General features: G+C 72.7%; 14 protein-coding genes and 1 riboswitch. Of the genes, 11 read left to right on the top strand and 3 right to left on the bottom strand.

The genetic code is table 11. The features are described 5' to 3' along the window. The first annotated feature begins 78 nt into the window (after nt 1-78). The 6 genes from F8O02_RS07100 (at nt 79) to F8O02_RS07075 (ending at nt 6148) form a co-directional block, all read left to right on the top strand. Nucleotides 79-870, top strand: a complete 792-nt coding sequence (locus F8O02_RS07100; protein WP_158036557.1) for a (Fe-S)-binding protein — start codon at nt 79-81, stop codon at nt 868-870. Further along, nucleotides 867-2519, top strand: a complete 1653-nt coding sequence (locus tag F8O02_RS07095) for a lactate utilization protein B (protein ID WP_158036556.1) — start codon at nt 867-869, stop codon at nt 2517-2519. The genes F8O02_RS07100 and F8O02_RS07095 overlap by 4 nt, the downstream gene beginning before the upstream one ends. Beyond that, complete coding sequence (locus tag F8O02_RS07090) at nt 2519-3169, top strand: LutC/YkgG family protein (protein WP_158036555.1); 651 nt, start codon at nt 2519-2521, stop codon at nt 3167-3169. Before F8O02_RS07095 ends, F8O02_RS07090 begins: the two co-directional genes overlap by 1 nt. Before the next feature lie 22 nt (nt 3170-3191). Then, nucleotides 3192-3287: riboswitch (TPP riboswitch) on the top strand. A gap of 177 nt (nt 3288-3464) precedes the next feature. Beyond that, on the top strand, nt 3465-4250 hold the full coding sequence (locus tag F8O02_RS07085) for an ABC transporter ATP-binding protein (RefSeq protein ID WP_225734199.1): 786 nt from the start codon (nt 3465-3467) through the stop codon (nt 4248-4250). Beyond that, complete coding sequence (locus F8O02_RS07080; protein WP_158036553.1) at nt 4247-5023, top strand: ABC transporter permease; 777 nt, start codon at nt 4247-4249, stop codon at nt 5021-5023. The genes F8O02_RS07085 and F8O02_RS07080 overlap by 4 nt, the downstream gene beginning before the upstream one ends. A gap of 78 nt (nt 5024-5101) precedes the next feature. Continuing rightward, nucleotides 5102-6148, top strand: a complete 1047-nt coding sequence (locus F8O02_RS07075; protein ID WP_158036552.1) for an ABC transporter substrate-binding protein — start codon at nt 5102-5104, stop codon at nt 6146-6148. 71 nt (nt 6149-6219) lie between these two features. On the opposite strand, the gene gdhA is transcribed toward F8O02_RS07075, so the two are convergent. Beyond that, entirely contained in the window at nt 6220-7581 is a 1362-nt protein-coding gene (gene gdhA, locus F8O02_RS07070) for an NADP-specific glutamate dehydrogenase (RefSeq protein ID WP_158036551.1), read from the bottom strand. Between the two features lie 233 nt (nt 7582-7814). Next, the gene (gene ilvD, locus F8O02_RS07065; protein ID WP_158036550.1) at nt 7815-9671 is read right to left on the bottom strand and encodes a dihydroxy-acid dehydratase; all 1857 of its coding nucleotides are present in this window, start codon (nt 9669-9671) and stop codon (nt 7815-7817) included. A gap of 50 nt (nt 9672-9721) precedes the next feature. Here ilvD and F8O02_RS07060 point away from each other — a divergent pair, with 50 nt between their 5' ends. Both F8O02_RS07060 and F8O02_RS07055 read left to right on the top strand, forming a co-directional pair. Continuing rightward, on the top strand, nt 9722-11416 hold the full coding sequence (locus tag F8O02_RS07060) for an ATP-binding cassette domain-containing protein (RefSeq protein ID WP_158036549.1): 1695 nt from the start codon (nt 9722-9724) through the stop codon (nt 11414-11416). Continuing rightward, a complete protein-coding gene (locus tag F8O02_RS07055) occupies nt 11413-13050 on the top strand; it encodes an ATP-binding cassette domain-containing protein (protein ID WP_158036548.1) in 1638 nt (545 codons plus the stop codon). The genes F8O02_RS07060 and F8O02_RS07055 overlap by 4 nt, the downstream gene beginning before the upstream one ends. A 10-nt stretch (nt 13051-13060) precedes the next feature. On the opposite strand, the gene F8O02_RS07050 is transcribed toward F8O02_RS07055, so the two are convergent. Continuing rightward, nucleotides 13061-13732: a metal-dependent transcriptional regulator gene (locus F8O02_RS07050; protein WP_158036547.1), complete on the bottom strand. Its 672-nt coding sequence runs from the start codon at nt 13730-13732 to the stop codon at nt 13061-13063. A gap of 95 nt (nt 13733-13827) precedes the next feature. On the opposite strand from F8O02_RS07050, the gene F8O02_RS07045 reads away from it, so the two are divergent. From F8O02_RS07045 to F8O02_RS07035, 3 genes are all read left to right on the top strand, one after another. After that, nucleotides 13828-15576, top strand: a complete 1749-nt coding sequence (locus F8O02_RS07045) for an AMP-binding protein (protein ID WP_218859585.1) — start codon at nt 13828-13830, stop codon at nt 15574-15576. Beyond that, nucleotides 15573-16316, top strand: coding sequence for a polyprenol monophosphomannose synthase (locus F8O02_RS07040; RefSeq protein WP_158036546.1), 744 nt, complete (start codon nt 15573-15575; stop codon nt 16314-16316). Before F8O02_RS07045 ends, F8O02_RS07040 begins: the two co-directional genes overlap by 4 nt. A gap of 132 nt (nt 16317-16448) precedes the next feature. Further along, nucleotides 16449-16997, top strand: a complete 549-nt coding sequence (locus F8O02_RS07035) for a YceI family protein (protein ID WP_158036545.1) — start codon at nt 16449-16451, stop codon at nt 16995-16997. Nucleotides 16998-17126 lie beyond the last annotated feature (129 nt).

The following is a 17126-nucleotide window of genomic DNA, read 5'->3' as shown; positions in this document are numbered from 1 at the left end:
GACCACACCGTGGTCGGACCACACGGGAGACGCCGAGGTCCCCGGCAGCGACGACCCGAGCGACGATGGGAGTCACACATGCGCGTGGGCATCTTCGCCACCTGTCTGGTGGACACGCTCTATCCGGAGGTGGTGCGGGCCACGGCCCGGCTGCTCACCCGGCTCGGCCAGGAGGTCGTCTTCCCGGAGGGGCAGACCTGCTGCGGCCAGATGCACATCAACACCGGCTACCAGCGCGAGGCGCTGCCACTGGTGCGCAACCACGTCGAGGTGTTCGGCGACGACACGGTGGACGCCGTGGTGCTGCCGAGCGGCTCATGCACCGGGTCCGTCCGCCACCAGCATCCGCTCGTCGCCGAGCGTTTCGGCGACGCGGCGCTGCGCGAGGGCGTCGAGCGGGTCAACGCCAAGACCTACGACCTGTCCGAGTTCATCGTCGACGTGCTCGGCCTCGTGGACGTCGGCGCCTGGTTCCCGCACACGGTCACCTACCACCCGACCTGCCACTCGCTGCGGATGATCCACATCGGATCCAGACCGATGCGCCTGCTGCAGCACGTGGAAGGGCTCGAGCTGCGCGAGCTGCCCATGGCCACCGAGTGCTGCGGATTCGGCGGCACCTTCGCCGTCAAGAACGCCGCGACGTCCACCGCCATGGTCGAGGACAAGGTGCGCCACATCGGCGAGACCGGCGCCGAGTACTGCACGGCCGGCGACGCCTCATGCCTGACGAACATCGGCGGGGCGATGTCCCGGCTGAAGATGGGCACCCGCACCGTCCACCTCGCCCAGATCCTCGCCAACACCCGCGCCGACGGTGATGGCGACCTCACCCTGCAGGGCGCCGACCGGACGGAGGCCCGCGCATGAGCACCTTCCTCGGGATGCCGCCCGTCGCCCCTGCGGGCGTCGGCAACCTCCGCGGCCGCGAGTCCTTCCCCCACGCCGCCGAGCACGAGGTGACCAACCAGCAGCTGCAGCACAACCTGGACTTCGCCACCCACGCCATCCGCCGCAAGCGCCAGCACGTCGTCGACGAGCTGCCCGACTGGCAGCGCCTGCGCGAGGCCGGCAGCCGGATCAAGCGCGAGGCGCTCGCCCGACTGCCGGAGCTGCTCGAGCAGTTCGAGGCCCGGGTCACCGAGCACGGCGGGCACGTCCACTGGGCTCGCGACGCCGCCGAGGCGAACGAGATCGTCCGCTCGCTCGTCGCCGAGCGCGGCGAGACCGAGGTGCTCAAGATCAAGTCGATGGCCACGCAGGAGACCGGTCTCAACGAGTACCTCGAGGCGCATGGCATCCACGCGCAGGAGACCGACCTGGCCGAGCTCATCGTGCAGCTCGGCCACGACACCCCCTCGCACATCCTGGTGCCCGCGATCCACCGCAATCGCTCCGAGGTGCGCGACATCTTCCTGCGCGAGATGCCCGGCGTCGATCCCGAACTCGACGACGAGCCGGCGCACCTGGCCGAGGCGAGCCGCCGCTTCCTGCGCGAGCGGTTCCTGCGCAGCCGCATCGCGATCTCAGGGGCGAACTTCGGCATCGCCGAGACCGGGACGCTCGCCATCTTCGAGTCCGAGGGCAACGGACGGATGAACCTCACCCTGCCCGAGACGCTCATCACGGTCATGGGCATCGAGAAGCTGCTGCCCCGGTTCAGCGATCTGGAGGTGTTCACCCAGCTGCTGCCGCGCTCGTCGACGGGGGAGCGGATGAACCCCTACACCTCGCTCTGGACGGGCGTCACCCCCGGCGACGGTCCCCAAGACTTCCACCTCGTGCTGCTCGACAACGGGCGCACCCACGCGCTGGCCGACCAGACCGGGCGCGAGGCGCTCAAATGCATCCGCTGCTCCGCATGCCTGAACAACTGCCCGGTCTACCAGCACGCCGGCGGCCACGCGTACGGCTCGACCTATCCCGGGCCCATCGGCGCGATCCTCACCCCCCTGCTGACCGGCATGCAGGACGCCCACGACCCGAACGCCTCGCTGCCGTACGCGTCGAGCCTGTGCGGCGCCTGCTTCGAGGTCTGCCCGGTCAAGATCGACATCCCCTCGATCCTCGTCGACCTGCGCGACCGCAAGGTGCACACGGTCGGCTCCGGGGTCGAGAAGCCCGTGCTTGACGCCGCTGCGACGGCGATGAGCGGGCCGCGCCGCTGGCATGCTGCCCAGCGCGTCGCCGGGCTCGGCGGACGCGTCCTCGCCGGCCCTGACAAGGTCATCGACCGCCTGCCCGGCCTGCTGGGCGGCTGGACGCGCTCCCGCGATCTGCCCGCGCCGGCCCGCCGCACGGGTCGCGACTGGTTCCGCTCCGCCGCCGGCCGGGCCGAGCTCGCCGCAGAGCGCGCCCGCGCCGATGCGTCTCTGCACGACTTGGCGGGGCGGGAGGACAACGCGGACGTCACCCGCGACGCCGACTGGGAGCCGAGGCCCCGCCCGGCCGCCGCCGATGCCGCAACCTCGTCGGGCACGCCCGCACCCGACCAGCACACCACGAGGGGAGACCGCTGATGACCACCGCACGCGAGGAGATCCTCGGTCGCATCCGGGCGTCGCTGTCCATCGCCCCGGTCGAGGTGCAGCCGGTCGTGCGCGACTATGACGCCGAGCTCGAGCTGCCGGACGCCGAGCGGATCGACCTGCTCGTCGAACGCCTCGAGGACTACCGCGCCCGGGTGCGCCGGGCGACCACGGACACGGCTGCGGCGGAGGTCGCCGCCGCGCTGGCCGAGACTGGCGCCCGCAGGGTCGGTGTGCCGGCCGGGCTCGATCCGGCGCTGCTGGCCGGCTTCGACGGCGAGGTGCAGGTGGACGGGCCCGAGATCCCGGCCGCGAGCCTCGACCGCCTCGACGCGATCGTCACCGGCGCCGCCGTCGCCTGCGCGACGACGGGCACGATCATGCTTGATGGCTCGCCCGACCAGGGCCGCCGCGCGCTCACCCTCGTGCCCGACGTCCACGTGTGCGTGGTGCGCGACGAGCAGGTGGTCGTCGACATGCCCGCCGCCATCCGTCGCCTCGTGCCGGAGCGACCGATCACGATGATCGCCGGCCCCTCGGCGACCAGCGACATCGAGCTGCAGCGCGTCGAGGGCGTGCACGGCCCGCGCACACTCATCGTCATCGTTGTCACCGACATCCCCGCCTCGGATCGAGGCTGATCCGGCCCGCTCTGCTACGCTGGCCTGCGACACGGGGTGCTCCCGACCGGGAGCTGAGATCACACCCGCCGAACCTGATCTCGTTCACACGAGCGGAGGGATGTCCAGGATGCATCGCACCACGCGAGCGTCCGCCGGCCCGAGCGAGGCCGCGTCGAACGCCGCCCACCTCTCACAGCCCACGGCCACACCACGGCTGCCGCCTGCAGCCCATCGGACGGAGCGAACGGCCTCGGCCACAGCGGACGGGGCCGGTCCCGCCTCGGCCACGCCGCCCCTCGTCCACTGCGCCGGAGTGTCCTGCACGCTCGACGGCCACCCCGTCCTCGCCGACCTCGACCTCGATGTCGCGGCGGGGGAGCGCATCGCCGTGATCGGGGCGTCGGGATGCGGCAAGTCCACGCTGCTGCGCCTCCTCGCCGGTCTGCTGACCCCCGACTCGGGCACGCTCGCCGTCGCGGGGCGCACCGCCGCACGGGACCGCACCGGCGCCTGCGCACTGACCCCGCAGGGCGACTCGCTGCTGCCCTGGCTCGACCTGACCGACAACGTCGCCGTCCCGCTGCGCAACCGCGGGATGCGCCACCGGGCAGCACGCGCCCGGGTGCAGGCACTGCTGGCCGACTGGGGCCTCGCCGAGGCCGCGGGACGGCGTCCGGCGGCACTCAGCGGCGGCCAGCGCCAGCGCGCGGCACTGCTGCGCGCGCTCGTCGCCGACAAGCCGGTGCTGCTCGCCGACGAGCCGCTCGGCGCCCTCGACGCGATCACCCGCGCCGACGCCCAGGACTGGCTGCGCCGTCGGCTGCGCGAGACGGCCACCGCGATGGTGCTCGTCACCCATGACGTGGACGAGGCGCTCGTGCTCGCCGACCGCGTGCTGCTGCTGGCCGGCCGTCCGGCCGCCGTGCGTCTCGTCGAGTCCGGCTGGCTCGCCGACCCCAGGCCCCGTGACGAGCTCGTCGGCGACCCCGCCCTCGCGGACGCGAGGGCCCGCCTGCTCGCGGCCCTCCGCGCCGACCGCGGCGCGGATCCCACCGCCACCGGGGGAGTCGTCACGACGGGACGGGAGCGTGTGGCATGACGCCCCGCCATGGCCGCGCGGTCGCCGCCCACGTGCTGCCCCCGACCGCGGCTGTCCTCGTCGTGCTCGCCGCCTGGTGGGCCGTGACCGCGTGGACGCCGCTGCCGGCCTACCTGCTGCCCTCTCCCGGGGCCGTCATCACAGCGCTCGTCGAGAACTGGCGCACGGTGCTCTGGCCCGCCACCGCGGTCACCGGCGCCGAGACGCTGTTCGGGCTCGGCGTCGGCGTCATCGCCGCGTTCCTGATCGCCCTCGTCGTGCACACGGTCACCCCGCTGCGCCGCGCGATCGAGCCGCTGCTCGTCGCCACGCAGACCGTGCCGGTCGCCGTGCTCGCCCCGCTGCTGACGATCGCGCTGGGCTACGGCATCGCGCCCAAGGTCGTCGTCGTCGCCCTGCTGACCTTCTTCCCGGTCACGGTGAGCCTCCTGGCCGGGATGGAGGGCGTCGACCCCGCGGTGATCGCGACGATGCGGACGCTGTGGGCGCGACCGGCGGCCATCCTCTGGCGGGTGCGACTGCCGGCCGCGCTGCCGCAGGCGTTCGCCGGGCTGCGCATCGCGGTCACCTTCGCCCCGGTCTCCGCCGTCTTCGGCGAGTACGCCGGGGCGAGCGAGGGGCTCGGCTACCACATGATCCAGGCGATCCCGCGCCTGCGCACGGACGTCGTGCTCGCCGAGGTCGTCATCCTCACCGCGATGACGGCGCTGCTGTACCTGCTCGTCGCCTGGCTCGAGCACGTCGCCTGCCCGTGGCGGCCACGCGGACGCTGACTCGCCGCGAGTCTCGCCGCAGCAGAAAGCCGGGCACGGCTCACACCGCACCCAAAGACAAAGAGAGGAGTCACCGCCATGCGCGGAGACCACACCAGAACAGCGGGATGCACCCGCACCATCCGCCGCCGGACCCTCGTCGCCGGCGCCATCCTCACCGTCGGGGCGCTCGCCCTCGGCGGCTGCACGCAGGGCGCCGTGGACACTGATCAGACGAGCCGGAGCGTCGACGTGCTGCTCGACTGGACCCCGAACCCGGACCATCTCGCGCTGTACACCGCCCAGGCGGCCGGATACTACGACGAGGCGGGGGTCGACGTGACCTTCACCACGCCCTCAGGCACCGCCGACGCGGCGAAGATGGTCTCGCTCGGCCAGACGGATCTCGCCGTCTCGTACGAGCCCGACACGCTCATCGCCGAGTCCGAGGGGCTGGATGTCGTCTCGGTCGCCGCGCTCGTGCCCCGGTCGATCACGTCGTTGATGACCTGGTCCGGATCGGGGATCTCGGGGCCGGAGGATCTCGCCGGGCACACTGTCGGCACGTCCGGGCTCGCCTCGCAGGAGACCACTGTCGACTGGATCGCCCGGCAGCACGGCGTCGACCCGGACACGATCAGCTACGTCAACCTGTCCCAGGGGCTGAACCAGCCGCTCATCGACCACCAGGTCGACGCCACCTTCGGCGCGTACCCGAACATCGAGGGCGTCGAGCTCGCCGAGCACGGCGACTTCCCGTCGTTCACCGCCACTGAGATGGGGGTGCCCGACTACGCCGAGCTCGTCGTGATCGCCCAGCGATCGCGCCTCGACGACGACGCGGACTACGCGCAGCGGGTGCGGGACTTCCTCGCCGCCACGGCCCGCGGCCAGCAGGACGCGGAGAACGACCCGCAGACCGCCGTGGCCGCCCTGCGCGAGCCGACGGCGGGGGCCTACACCGACGAGCAGCTGCGGACGATGGTCGAGCGCACCGTCCCGCTCACCGTCAACGACCGCGGTTTCGGCCGGCAGGACACCGCGGACTGGGCGACGTACGCGAACTGGATGCGTGACAACGGCCTGCTGGAACAGGATGTCGACGGGGCGAGCGGGCACACGAACGACCTGCTGCCTGAAGTCTGACGCCGGAGCGACGACGAGGGCCCCGCCGCCGGTGGCGGACGGGGCCCTCGTGCGGGCACACGGCTGACGGGTCAGATCACGCCCTGGGCGAGCATCGCATCGGCGACGAGCTGGAACCCGTGGATGTTCGCCCCGGTGACGTAGTCACCCGGATGGCCGTACTCCTCGGCGGTCTGCCGCACCGAGCCGTGCAGCCGCGTCATGATCTGCTCGAGCCGATGGGCGGTGTAGTCGAACGTCCAGGAGTCGCGTGAGGCGTTCTGCTGCATCTCGAGCGCCGAGGTGGCCACGCCCCCGGCGTTGGCCGCCTTGCCCGGGCCGAACAGCACGCCCGCTTTCTGGAACGTGTGGACGGCCTCGGGCGTCGAGGGCATGTTCGCGCCCTCGGCGACCGCTCGCACGCCGGCCTTCACCAGCACTGCGGCGTCCTCGGCGTTCAGCTCGTTCTGCGTCGCGCAGGGCAGCGCGACGTCGGCGGGGGCGTCAGCGGCGATGCTCCACACCGTCCGACCCGCGCGGTACTGGGAGCGCCCGCCGCGCCGGGCGGCGTACTCGCTGATGCGGCCGCGCTCGACCTCCTTGATCTCGCGCAGCAGGTCGAAGTCGATGCCGTCCGGGTCGTACACGCTGCCTTGGGAGTCGGAGGCCGACACGACCGTGGCACCCAGCTGCTGCGCCTTCTGGATCGCGTACAGCGCGACGTTGCCGGAGCCGGAGACGAGCACGGTCGCCCCGTCGAGCGAGCTGCCGCGCGTGGCGAGCATCTCCTGGGCGAAGATGACCACGCCATAGCCGGTCGCCTCGGTGCGGGCCCGCGAGCCGCCCCAGCCGATGCCCTTGCCGGTGATGACCCCCGACTCGTACTTGTTCGTCAGACGCTTGTACTGACCGAACAGGTACCCGATCTCCCGTGCGCCGACGCCGATGTCACCGGCCGGCACGTCGACGTACTCGCCGACATAGCGGTGCAGCTCGGTCATGAACGACTGGCAGAACCGCATCACCTCGCGATCGCTCTTGCCCTTCGGGTCGAAGTCCGAGCCGCCCTTGCCGCCGCCGATCGGCAGACCGGTCAGCGCGTTCTTGAAGATCTGCTCGAAGCCCAGGAACTTCACCGTGCCGAGCAGCACGGAGGGATGGAAGCGCAGCCCGCCTTTGTACGGGCCGAGCGCCGAGTTGAACTGGACGCGGAACCCACGGTTGATGTGGACGTGGTTGTGATCGTCCGTCCACGGCACGCGGAAGATGATCTGGCGCTCGGGCTCGCAGATGCGCTCGAGGATGGCGGACTCGGCGTACTCAGGATGGCGCTCGATGACCGGGGTGAGCGACGAGAACACCTCGTGCACCGCCTGGTGGAACTCCCGCTCGCCCGGGTTGCGGGTGAGCACCGCCTGGTACACGGAGCTGACGAAATCAGCGGCCTTGGACATGCAGTGGACCTCTCTGGGGATGATGGACCCGAGGCGCGCGACATGGAGCGCGCTCGTCCCTCGGCGGCGTGCCTTCTGGGAGCACGCCTTCCACCAGTCTACCTGCCCGTGTCGCGCCGGGCTCTACCAGCCCCTGCCGCCCCAAGGCCGCGCATCGCCGACGGTCGGGAACGCCGGAGGGCGGGCACCCGCCTGTCATCGACACCCGCCCTCGTGACGGTCGCGGTGCGCGGCTAGAACATCGCCTCGATCCGCGCCCGGTCGCGCACGGCGCCCTTGTCCGCGGAGGTGGCCAGGGCCCCGTACAGCTTCAGCGCGGTGGAGACCTGCCGGTCACGATGCGCGGGGTGGTAGCCGCCGTGCGCCTCGAGCTCGGCCCGCCGGTCGGCGAGCTCCTCCTCGGGCACGTTGAGCGTGATCGTGCGGTTCGGGATGTCGATGGTGATCGAGTCGCCGTCGCGCACGAGCGCGATAACGCCGCCGGACGCCGCCTCTGGGGAGACATGGCCGATCGACAGCCCGGAGGTGCCACCGGAGAACCGGCCGTCGGTGATCAGCGCGCACTGCTTGCCGAGGCCGCGACCCTTCAGGAAGCTCGTCGGGTACAGCATCTCCTGCATGCCGGGGCCGCCCTTCGGACCCTCGTAGCGCACGACGACCACGTCGCCGGCCTGGACGGTCTTGTCGAGGATGACCTTGACGGCATCCTCCTGCGACTCGACGACCACAGCCGGGCCGGTGAACGTGAGGATCGACGCGTCGACGCCCGCGGTCTTCACGACGCAGCCGTCCTCGGCGAGGTTGCCGTACAGCACGGCCAGGCCGCCGTCAGCGGTGTACGCGTGCTCGACCGAGTGGATGCAGCCGTTCTCGGCATCGGTGTCAAGCGACTCCCACCGCTCCGACTGCGAGAACGCCTCGGTGGTGCGCCTGCAGCCGGGCGCGGCGTGGAACAGCTCGACCGCCTCGGCGCTCGGAGAGCCGCCGCGGATGTCCCACTCGGCCAGCGCGCTGTCGAGATCGGAGTGGTGGATGCTGTGCACGTGCTCGTCGAGCAGCCCGGCCCGGCGCAGCTCGCCGAGGATGGCGGGGATGCCACCGGCCCGGTGCACGTCCTCCACCAGGTAGCTGCCGTTCGGGGCCACCTTGCAGATGCAGGGCACGTGGTGCGACAGGTCGTTGATGTCCTTCATCGTGTAGTCGACGCCGGCCTCCTGGGCTGCGGCGAGCAGGTGGAGGATCGTGTTCGTCGACCCGCCCATGGCGATGTCCATCGCCATCGCGTTGCCGAACGCGGCCCGGGTGGCGATCGACCGCGGCAGGATGCTGTCGTCGTCCTCGTCGTAGTACCGGTGGGCGAGCTCCACGATGAGCCGGCCGGCCTGCTCGAACAGGCCGCGTCGGGCGGTGTGCGTGGCGAGCGTGGTGCCGTTGCCGGGCAGGGCGAGTCCCAGCGCCTCGACCAGGCAGTTCATCGAGTTCGCGGTGAACATGCCCGAGCACGACCCACAGGTGGGGCAGGCGGTCTGCTCGAGCCGCAGCAGGTTCTCGTCGCTGAGGTTCGGGTCGGCGGTGCCGGACATCACCGAGATCAGCTCGGTGCGCCTGCGCACGGTGCCGTCGACGAGCACCGTCGTGCCGCCCTCCATCGGACCGCCGGAGACGAAGACGGTCGGGATGTTCAGGCGCAGCGCGGCCAGCAGCATCCCGGGGGTGATCTTGTCGCAGTTGGAGATGCACACCAGCGCGTCGGCCTGGTGGGCGTTGACCATGTACTCGACCGAGTCGGCGATCAGATCGCGGCTCGGCAGCGAGTAGAGCATGCCCGAGTGCCCCATCGCGATGCCGTCGTCGACGGCGATCGTGTTGAACTCGCGGGGGATGCCGCCGGCCTCTTTGATCGCCTTGGAGACGACACGTCCGACCGGGGCGAGATGCGTGTGCCCCGGGACGAACTCGGTGAAGCTGTTCGCGACGGCGATGATGGGCTTGCCGAAGTCCGATCCGTCGACGCCGGCGGCACGCAGCAGCGCGCGCGCACCGGCCATGTTCCTGCCGTGGGTGACGGTCCGTGATCTCAAAGTGGCCATGTTCTCGATGCTACTCCGGCTCCCCCGACGGCCACGGGTAAGCTCGACCTATGCCACATCAGCCCCCGGCATCCGTCTCACCCCCTGCACGACGCCCCGGCGCCACCCATCCCGCACCCCGCGAGCCCGCCGTCCCCCGGGCCGCGGCGTGGATGTCTCGGGCCGGCCTCGGCCTGGGCGTCGCCCGCACTCTCGCCCTCGGCATCGGCGTGCTGGCGCTGGGCGGGCTCGTCGACGCCCCCGCCGATCCGGCGCGACCCGTCCTCGCGGCGGCCGTCGCCCTCGTCGCCGCCGTGGCGTGCGAGGTGGCCGGCCGGATGCTGCAGGACGCCGCCCGGCGCCGCATCGCCCGCGACCTGCGGCTTCGCCTGCTCGCCGACCCCGCGTCGCAGGCGCTGCCCGAGGAGGGGGACGTCGCCGACCTCGCCGTCGACGGCGCCGTCTCCCACGCCACCTACCGGGCCGAGTTCCGCGGCGGCATCCTCGCGGCGCTCGTGGCCCCGCTCGTCGTGCTCGCGCTCGTCGCCCTCGCCGTCGACGGGCCGCTGGCCGGCTGGCTGCTCGTCTGCCTTGTCGCCGCAGTGCTGCTCGTCGGCGGGCTGCAGCGGCTCACCGCCCGATCGACCGGCGGCTGGCGACACCGCGAGGCCTCGCTGGCGATCACGTTCCTGCAGAGCCTGCAGGGACTGCGCACGCTCGCCCTGTTCGGTGCCGGCGAGCGGCGCCTGACGCGCCTCGCCCGGGCGGCCGAGCGGCAGCGGGCCGAGATCATGCGTCTGCTCGCCGTCAACCAGACCCTGATCCTGCTGCTCGACGCCGGGTTCTACGCCGCCGTCCTCGCCGCCGGCACCGGGCTGGCGATGGCCCGGTCCCGGGGCGGGGCGATCACCCCGGGCCAGGGCGTCGCCGTCGTGCTGCTCACCGTGGTGATGAGCGCCCCGCTCGACGTGATCGGCAAGTTCTTCTACCTGCGCGCGCAGGGCCGGCGGGCCGGGCAGGCCCTCGCCGCGGCCGGCGTCACCCAGACGCCTGCGACCCCGGCGGACGACGCCGCTCGTCCCCGGGGTGCCGGCTTGGCCCACCCCGGGCCCATCCTGGCCCGGCTGGACCAGGCGACGGTAGCCACGCCGGAGGGCCGCGTCCGCCTCGCCCCGGTCGACCTCGTCCTCCAGCAGGGCGACCGCATCGCGATCAGCGGGCCCAGCGGGATCGGCAAGTCGACCCTGCTCGCCCTGCTCGCCGGGCGTCTCCAGCCCACCGCGGGACGCGTCGAGCGCGCCCCCGGGCTCGTCACCCGCACCGTCGTGCAGAACCCCGTCATCCTCTCCGGCACCGTGCGCGACAACCTGCTGCTCGGCCTGGCCCCGGGAGCGGAGGAGGAGGACTTCGACACCCGCGTCGAGCGCGCCCTCGCCGCGGTGCGGCTCGACGGCCTCATTCGCGATCGGGGCGGGCTCGACCTGCCGCTCGGGGAGCGCGGAGCCGGCCTCTCCGGCGGGCAGCGCCACCGCCTCGCGCTCGCCCGGGCCCTGCTGACCGACCCGGACCTGCTGCTCATCGACGAGCCGACCAGCGGTCTCGACGGCGCCGTCGCCGACGAGATCGTCGACACGATCGCCGGGCTGCCCGACCGCCTCACCGTCATCGTGGTCACCCACGACCCCGCCCGGTTCGGCCGCCGGATGCCACTGTGCCGGCTCGATGCGCACGGGCTGCACGACGTCGCCGAGGAGACCAGGCGATGAGGCGGACACTGCACCTGCTGCTGCCGATGACCCGGGGGTTCCGGTGGACGCTCGCCGGCTCGCTCCTGCTGCGCGTCGTCACCCAGCTGACCGCCGTGGCGGCGCTCGTGACCGGGGTGCTCGCCGTCCTCGCCGGCGGGCCGATCACGCCGGTCGTGCTCGCCCTGCTCGGCCTCGCCCTACTCAAGGGCCTCACCCGCTACGGCGAGCAGTATCTGGGGCACCGGGTCGCGTTCATCCTGCTCGCCCGGCTGCGCGTGCGCGTGTTCGCCGCGCTGCTGCCCCAGGCGCCGGCGATCGCCGAGACCGGTCGCAGCGGCGACCTGCTCGCCCGCACGGGCCGGGACGTCGACGCACTGGAGGTGTTCTTCGCCCACACGATCGTGCCGGCGATCGCCGCCGTGCTCACCCCCGTCGCCCTGGTGTGGGGTGCCGCCGTGCTCGCCGGCCCGGCGCCGGCGGCGGTGCTCGCCGCGGGCCTGCTCGTCGCGGTGCTCGCGGCCCTGCTCGGCGGGGGAGGGGACGGCGCCCTCGCTGCCCGGCGCGCCCGGCAGGGCGCGGCGATGAGCCAGTTCGCCGCGGAGACCGTCCACGCCCGCGACGACCTCCTCGGCCTCGGCGCCCTGCCGCGCCGCACGCGGGGCTGGGGCGATCTCGTGGACAAGGCCGGCGCCCTCGACGCGGTGGCGGATCGCCGCGCCACGGTCCGGGACACCCTGGTGACCGTCGTCCACCTGGCGACCGTGGTGCTCGCGGCGCTCGTCGCGGCCCCGGCCGGAGCCGCGGCCGTGGCGGCCGTCCTCGCGATCGGGGTGGCCGGGTTCGCCGGCCCCGTCTCGGTCGTCGGGTTCGCCGACCACTGGCGCGAGGTGGTCGCCGCGGCCGACCGCATCGACCAGGTGCTCTCGGGCCCGCCCGCCGTGCCCGCGCCGTCCCGGCCGGCGGCCGTGCTCCCGCGCCGGGGCGCGCTCGTCATCGGTCCGCTCGAGGCGACGCGCGCAGCCGGCCGCGGGGTGCGCGTGCCGCAGCCGCTGCGCGTGCCGGCCGGGGCGAAGGTGCGCATCACGGGCTCGAGCGGGTCGGGCAAGTCCACGCTGCTCGATCTGATCGCCCGCGTGCACGACCCCGATACGGGGGGCATCACGATCGACGGGGTGCCGCTCACGGCCCTCTCCCGCGAGCAGGTGGTGGCGACGGTGGCCGTCGTCGACCAGCACACCTTCCTGTTCGACGACACGATCGCGGCGAACCTGCGCGTCGCCGCGCCGGCGGCCACGGAAGAGGCACTGGAGGGGGTCCTCGCCGCCGTGGGGCTCGGCGTCCTCGTCGCCGGTCTGCCCCGGGGCCTCGAGACCAGGCTCGGCGGGGGACGCGGCGCCCGCCGCCTGTCCGGCGGCCAGGCCCAGCGGCTCGGCCTCGCCCGCGCGCTGCTCACCTCGGCGCCTGTGCTGCTCGTCGACGAGGCGACCAGCCAGCTCGACCGGGACACGGCCGGGCGCGTCCGCCGGCTCGTCCTGGGACTCGCCGACCGCACCGTGCTGTGGGTGTCGCACCGCGAGGACGAGGAGTGGCCCGGCCCCGTCCTGCACGTCTCCGAGGACGGCGCGGTCTCTTGGGCCCGCGCGCCCCGGTGACGGCGGCGGCTCAGTCGGCGACGAGGATGCCGCGCGCGGCGGGGATGCCGATGTCCAGCTGCCGGTCGCCGAGCAGCAACCGCATCGTGCCGGCCACCTCGACGCGGTCGAGCACGGTCAGCGTGCTGTCCAGGTGCAGCCCGATCGTCGCCAGGTAGCGCAGCAGCTCCGGGTTGTCGTCGTTCACCCGCCGCACGGTGACGGTGTGCCCGGCGGGCACCTCGCTCAGCGGCCGCGCCTCCAGTGCCGGGATCGTGCCATCGGCCCGGGGGATCGGGTCGCCGTGCGGGTCGCGCACCGGATGGTTGAGCCGGGCGTCGAGCCGCTCGATCATCCGCGCGCTGACCGCGTGCTCGAGCACCTCGGCCTCCTCGTGCACCTCGTCCCAGTCGTAGCCGAGGTAGGAGACAAGGAACGTCTCGAGGATGCGGTGGCAGCGCACCATGCGCACGGCCGTCCGCTCGCCCTCGGGGGTGAGCGCCACGGTGCCGTAGCGCTCGTGCTCGACGAGGCCCAGATCGGTCAGCCGCCGCACACCCTCGGAGACGGTGGAGCGGGTCAGTCCCATCCGCTCGGCGAGATGTCCGGGGGTGATCGGCGCGCCTGACCACTCGGAGAACTCCCAGATCACCTTCAGATAGTCCTCATTGGTCTGCGAGAGCGTGTGGTCGGCGGTGGGCATGCGCACGAGTCTATCCCGGCCGGGCCCGCGGCCGCGTCCATGCGTGTCTCGAGGTGTGCCGGGCCGCCGTCATGCCCGTGGGGCATAATCGGAGGGTGACTGACGACACTCTGCGCGATGGGCCGGAGGACGCGACGACCGCGTCCGCGCCGGCGTCGGCGCCGCTGCCGGGGGACTGCGACGACCCGACCCCGATGCCGTGGCTCGATCTGTATCCGGACGACGTCCCCAGCGAGGTCGGACCCCTCGAGGACGAGACGATCCCCGCACTGGTGGACCGTGTGTGCGAGCGGTTCGCCGACCGGCCGGCCTTCACGAACATGGGGCAGACCCTCTCGTTCGCGGACGTCCGCCGGCTCTCCGACGACTTCGCCGCCTGGCTGCAGCAGGGGCTCGGGCTGCAGCCAGGCGACCGCATCGTGCTGCAGATGCCGAACCTGCTGCAGTACCCGATCGCCCTGTTCGGGGCGTTGAAGGCCGGGCTCGTCGTCGTCAACGCGAACCCGCTGTACACCGCCCCCGAGACGAAGGACCTCATCCTCCGCGCCGAGGCCGTCGCGATCGTCGTGCTCGAGGTGTTCGCCGACAGGCTCTCCGCCATCCTGCCGGAGACGACACTGCGCCATGTGATCATCACTGGCCCGGCCGACCTGTGGAGCGCCCCGCGTCGCGTGCTCACCAGTCTCGGGATGCGGGTGAAGCGGATGATCCCCGCCTACGACCTGCCCGGGGCCGTCGCCTTCCGCGACGCGCTCGCGCAGGGTGCCGGGCTGACCCTCGAGCCGGTCGCCGCCGGCCGCGACGACGTCGCCCTGCTGCAGTTCACCGGCGGCACCACGGGCACGCCGAAGGGCGCGATGCTCTCGCACGCGAGCCTGCTGAGCGACGCGCAGGGCATGCGGCACTGGATGCGGGTGGTCCTCGAGGAGGGCGGCGAGAGCGTGCTCGCCGCGCTGCCGCTGTACCACGTGTTCTGCATGACGGTGAACTGTCTGTGCTTCTTCTCGTACGGGCTGCACAACGTGCTCGTCACGAATCCCCGTGAGGTGGACGCGCTGGCGCGGACGATCGTGCGCGAGCGCACGAGCGTGGTCATCCTCGTCTCCACCCTGGCCCAGGCGCTGCTCGAATCGAAGCGGTTCCGCCGGGCCGATCTGGGCTTTCTCAAGCTCACCGTCGCCGGTGGCATGGCGATGCGGGTCTCCACCGCGGACGCGTGGCAGGAGCTCACCCACCGGCCGCTGCTGGAGGGGTACGGCCTGACCGAGGCCTCACCGGTGGTGAGCGTGAACCCGACCTGGCGGCCGCCGGTCATCGGCACCGTCGGCATCCCGCTGCCGTCGACCGAGATCCGGGTCGTCGACGAGGCCGGCGCCCCGCTGCCGTACGGCGCCACCGGCGAGCTGCAGGTGCGCGGCCCCCAGGTGATGAAGGGGTACTGGGGGCAGCCGGAGGAGACCGCGCGGGTGATCTCCGCCGACGGCTGGCTGAGCACGGGCGACATCGCCGTGCAGCGCCCGGACGGCTACTTCAGCATCGTCGACCGGCGCAAGGACATGATCTCGGTCTCCGGCTTCAACGTGTACCCGAACGAGGTGGAGGAGGTCCTCTCCGCCCATCCGCGCATCCGCGCGGTCGGCGTCATCGGTGTGCCGGACGAGCACTCGGGTGAGGCGGTCAAGGCGTTCATCGTCCCCCGCGACCCCGACCTCACCGAGGAGGAGGTGCGCCAGTACGCCCGCCGCTACCTGACCGGCTACAAGCGCCCCCGTTACTACGAGTTCCGTGACGATCTGCCCGTCTCCGCCGTCGGCAAGGTCGTCCGCCGCGAGCTGCGCGGATGAGCGCACGCCCGGAGCAGACCCTGGTCGTCATCCCCACGTACAACGAGGCCGAGTCGCTGCCTGGCGTCGTCGACCGTGTGCTGGCCGCGCTGCCGACGATCGCGGTGCTCGTCGTCGACGACGCCTCCCCGGATGGCACGGGCGACATCGCCGACGCCCTCGCCGCCCGTCACCCGGGGGTGTCTGTGCTGCACCGCACCGCCAAGGAGGGGCTCGGCCCCGCCTACATCGCGGGTTTCGACTGGGGCGTCGCACACGGGTTCGAGTGGCTCGTGGAGATGGACGCCGACGGCTCGCATCGCCCGGAACAGCTGCCGGATCTCCTCGTCCAGGCGGGGCCGCACCGGCTCGTGCTCGGCTCGCGGTGGGTGCCGGGCGGCGCGATCGTCAACTGGCCGTGGCATCGCAGCGTGCTCTCCCGGTCGGCGAGCGTGTACTCTCGGGTGCTGCTCGGCCTGCCCCAGCGCGATGTGACGGCCGGGTTCCGCGTCCTGCCCGCGGCGGCGCCGCGCGAGCTCGACCTCGCCGGGGCGGAGAGCCACGGCTACTGCTTCCAGATCGACGTGCTGCGGCGGGCGGTCGCCGCCGGCTACGAGATCGTCGAGATGCCGATCACGTTCGTCGAGCGCGGTCTCGGCCGCTCCAAGATGGATCTCGGCATCATCCTCGAGGCGATGTGCCGCGTGACGCTGTGGGGGATGGAGCGGCTGGACCCGCGACCGCGGCGCACGCTGCGCTGAGAGGCGTGGCGGAGCGGCGACACGCCCGGGGCACGCGCGTCCGCCGCGGTGGAATAGCCCTCACGAACATGTTGTAGATACAAATACTGCGAGACGCACCGTGCGCCTCTACAGATTCGAGAGGACCCCTCCATGACCGCACCCGTCCCCGGCTTCGTCGCCGGCACCTGGCAGCTCGACCCCGCCCACAGCACCGTCTCGTTCTCCGTGCGCCATCTGGTCACGAAGTTCCGCGGCCGCTTCGTCGACGTCTCGGCGACGCTGACGACCGCCGACCGGGTCGAGGACTCCGCGGTCGAGGCGCAGGTGCGCACCGCGAGCATCAGCACCGGCAACCCCGACCGGGACGCGCACCTGCGCACCCCCGACTTCTTCGACAGCGAGCAGCACCCCGAGATCGCGTTCGTCTCCACCGGGGTGAGCGGCTCGGGCGACGAGTACCAGGTGACCGGCGACCTGACCATCCGTGGCGTCACCCGGTCGGTGACCCTCGACACCGAGATCGGCGGCATCGCCACGAGCCCGTACGGCCAGACGGTGCTCGGCGTGGAGGCGGAGACGAGGATCCGCCGCGAGGACTTCGGCCTCGAGTGGAACGCCGCGCTCGAGACCGGCGGGGTGCTGCTCGGCAGCGACGTGCGCATCCGCATCGAGGCGGAGTTCATCCTCCAGGCCGCCTGACCGTCTATTCCGCCCGTCGGGGTGGTCATCGGCATCGTCCCGCGTGCCGTAGAATCGTGTCGCGGGGGGGCGCCCGGGCGGGCCCGGCGCCGGGTGGCGGTCGGCGGCGGGGGGGGCCCATATGGCACG

Origin of the sequence: Pseudoclavibacter caeni, assembly GCF_008831125.1 — a bacterium.
Taxonomy (GTDB): domain Bacteria; phylum Actinomycetota; class Actinomycetes; order Actinomycetales; family Microbacteriaceae; genus Pseudoclavibacter_A; species Pseudoclavibacter_A caeni.
Note: the sequence above shows the minus strand (reverse complement) of the source record. Positions and strands in the feature narration are given on the sequence as shown.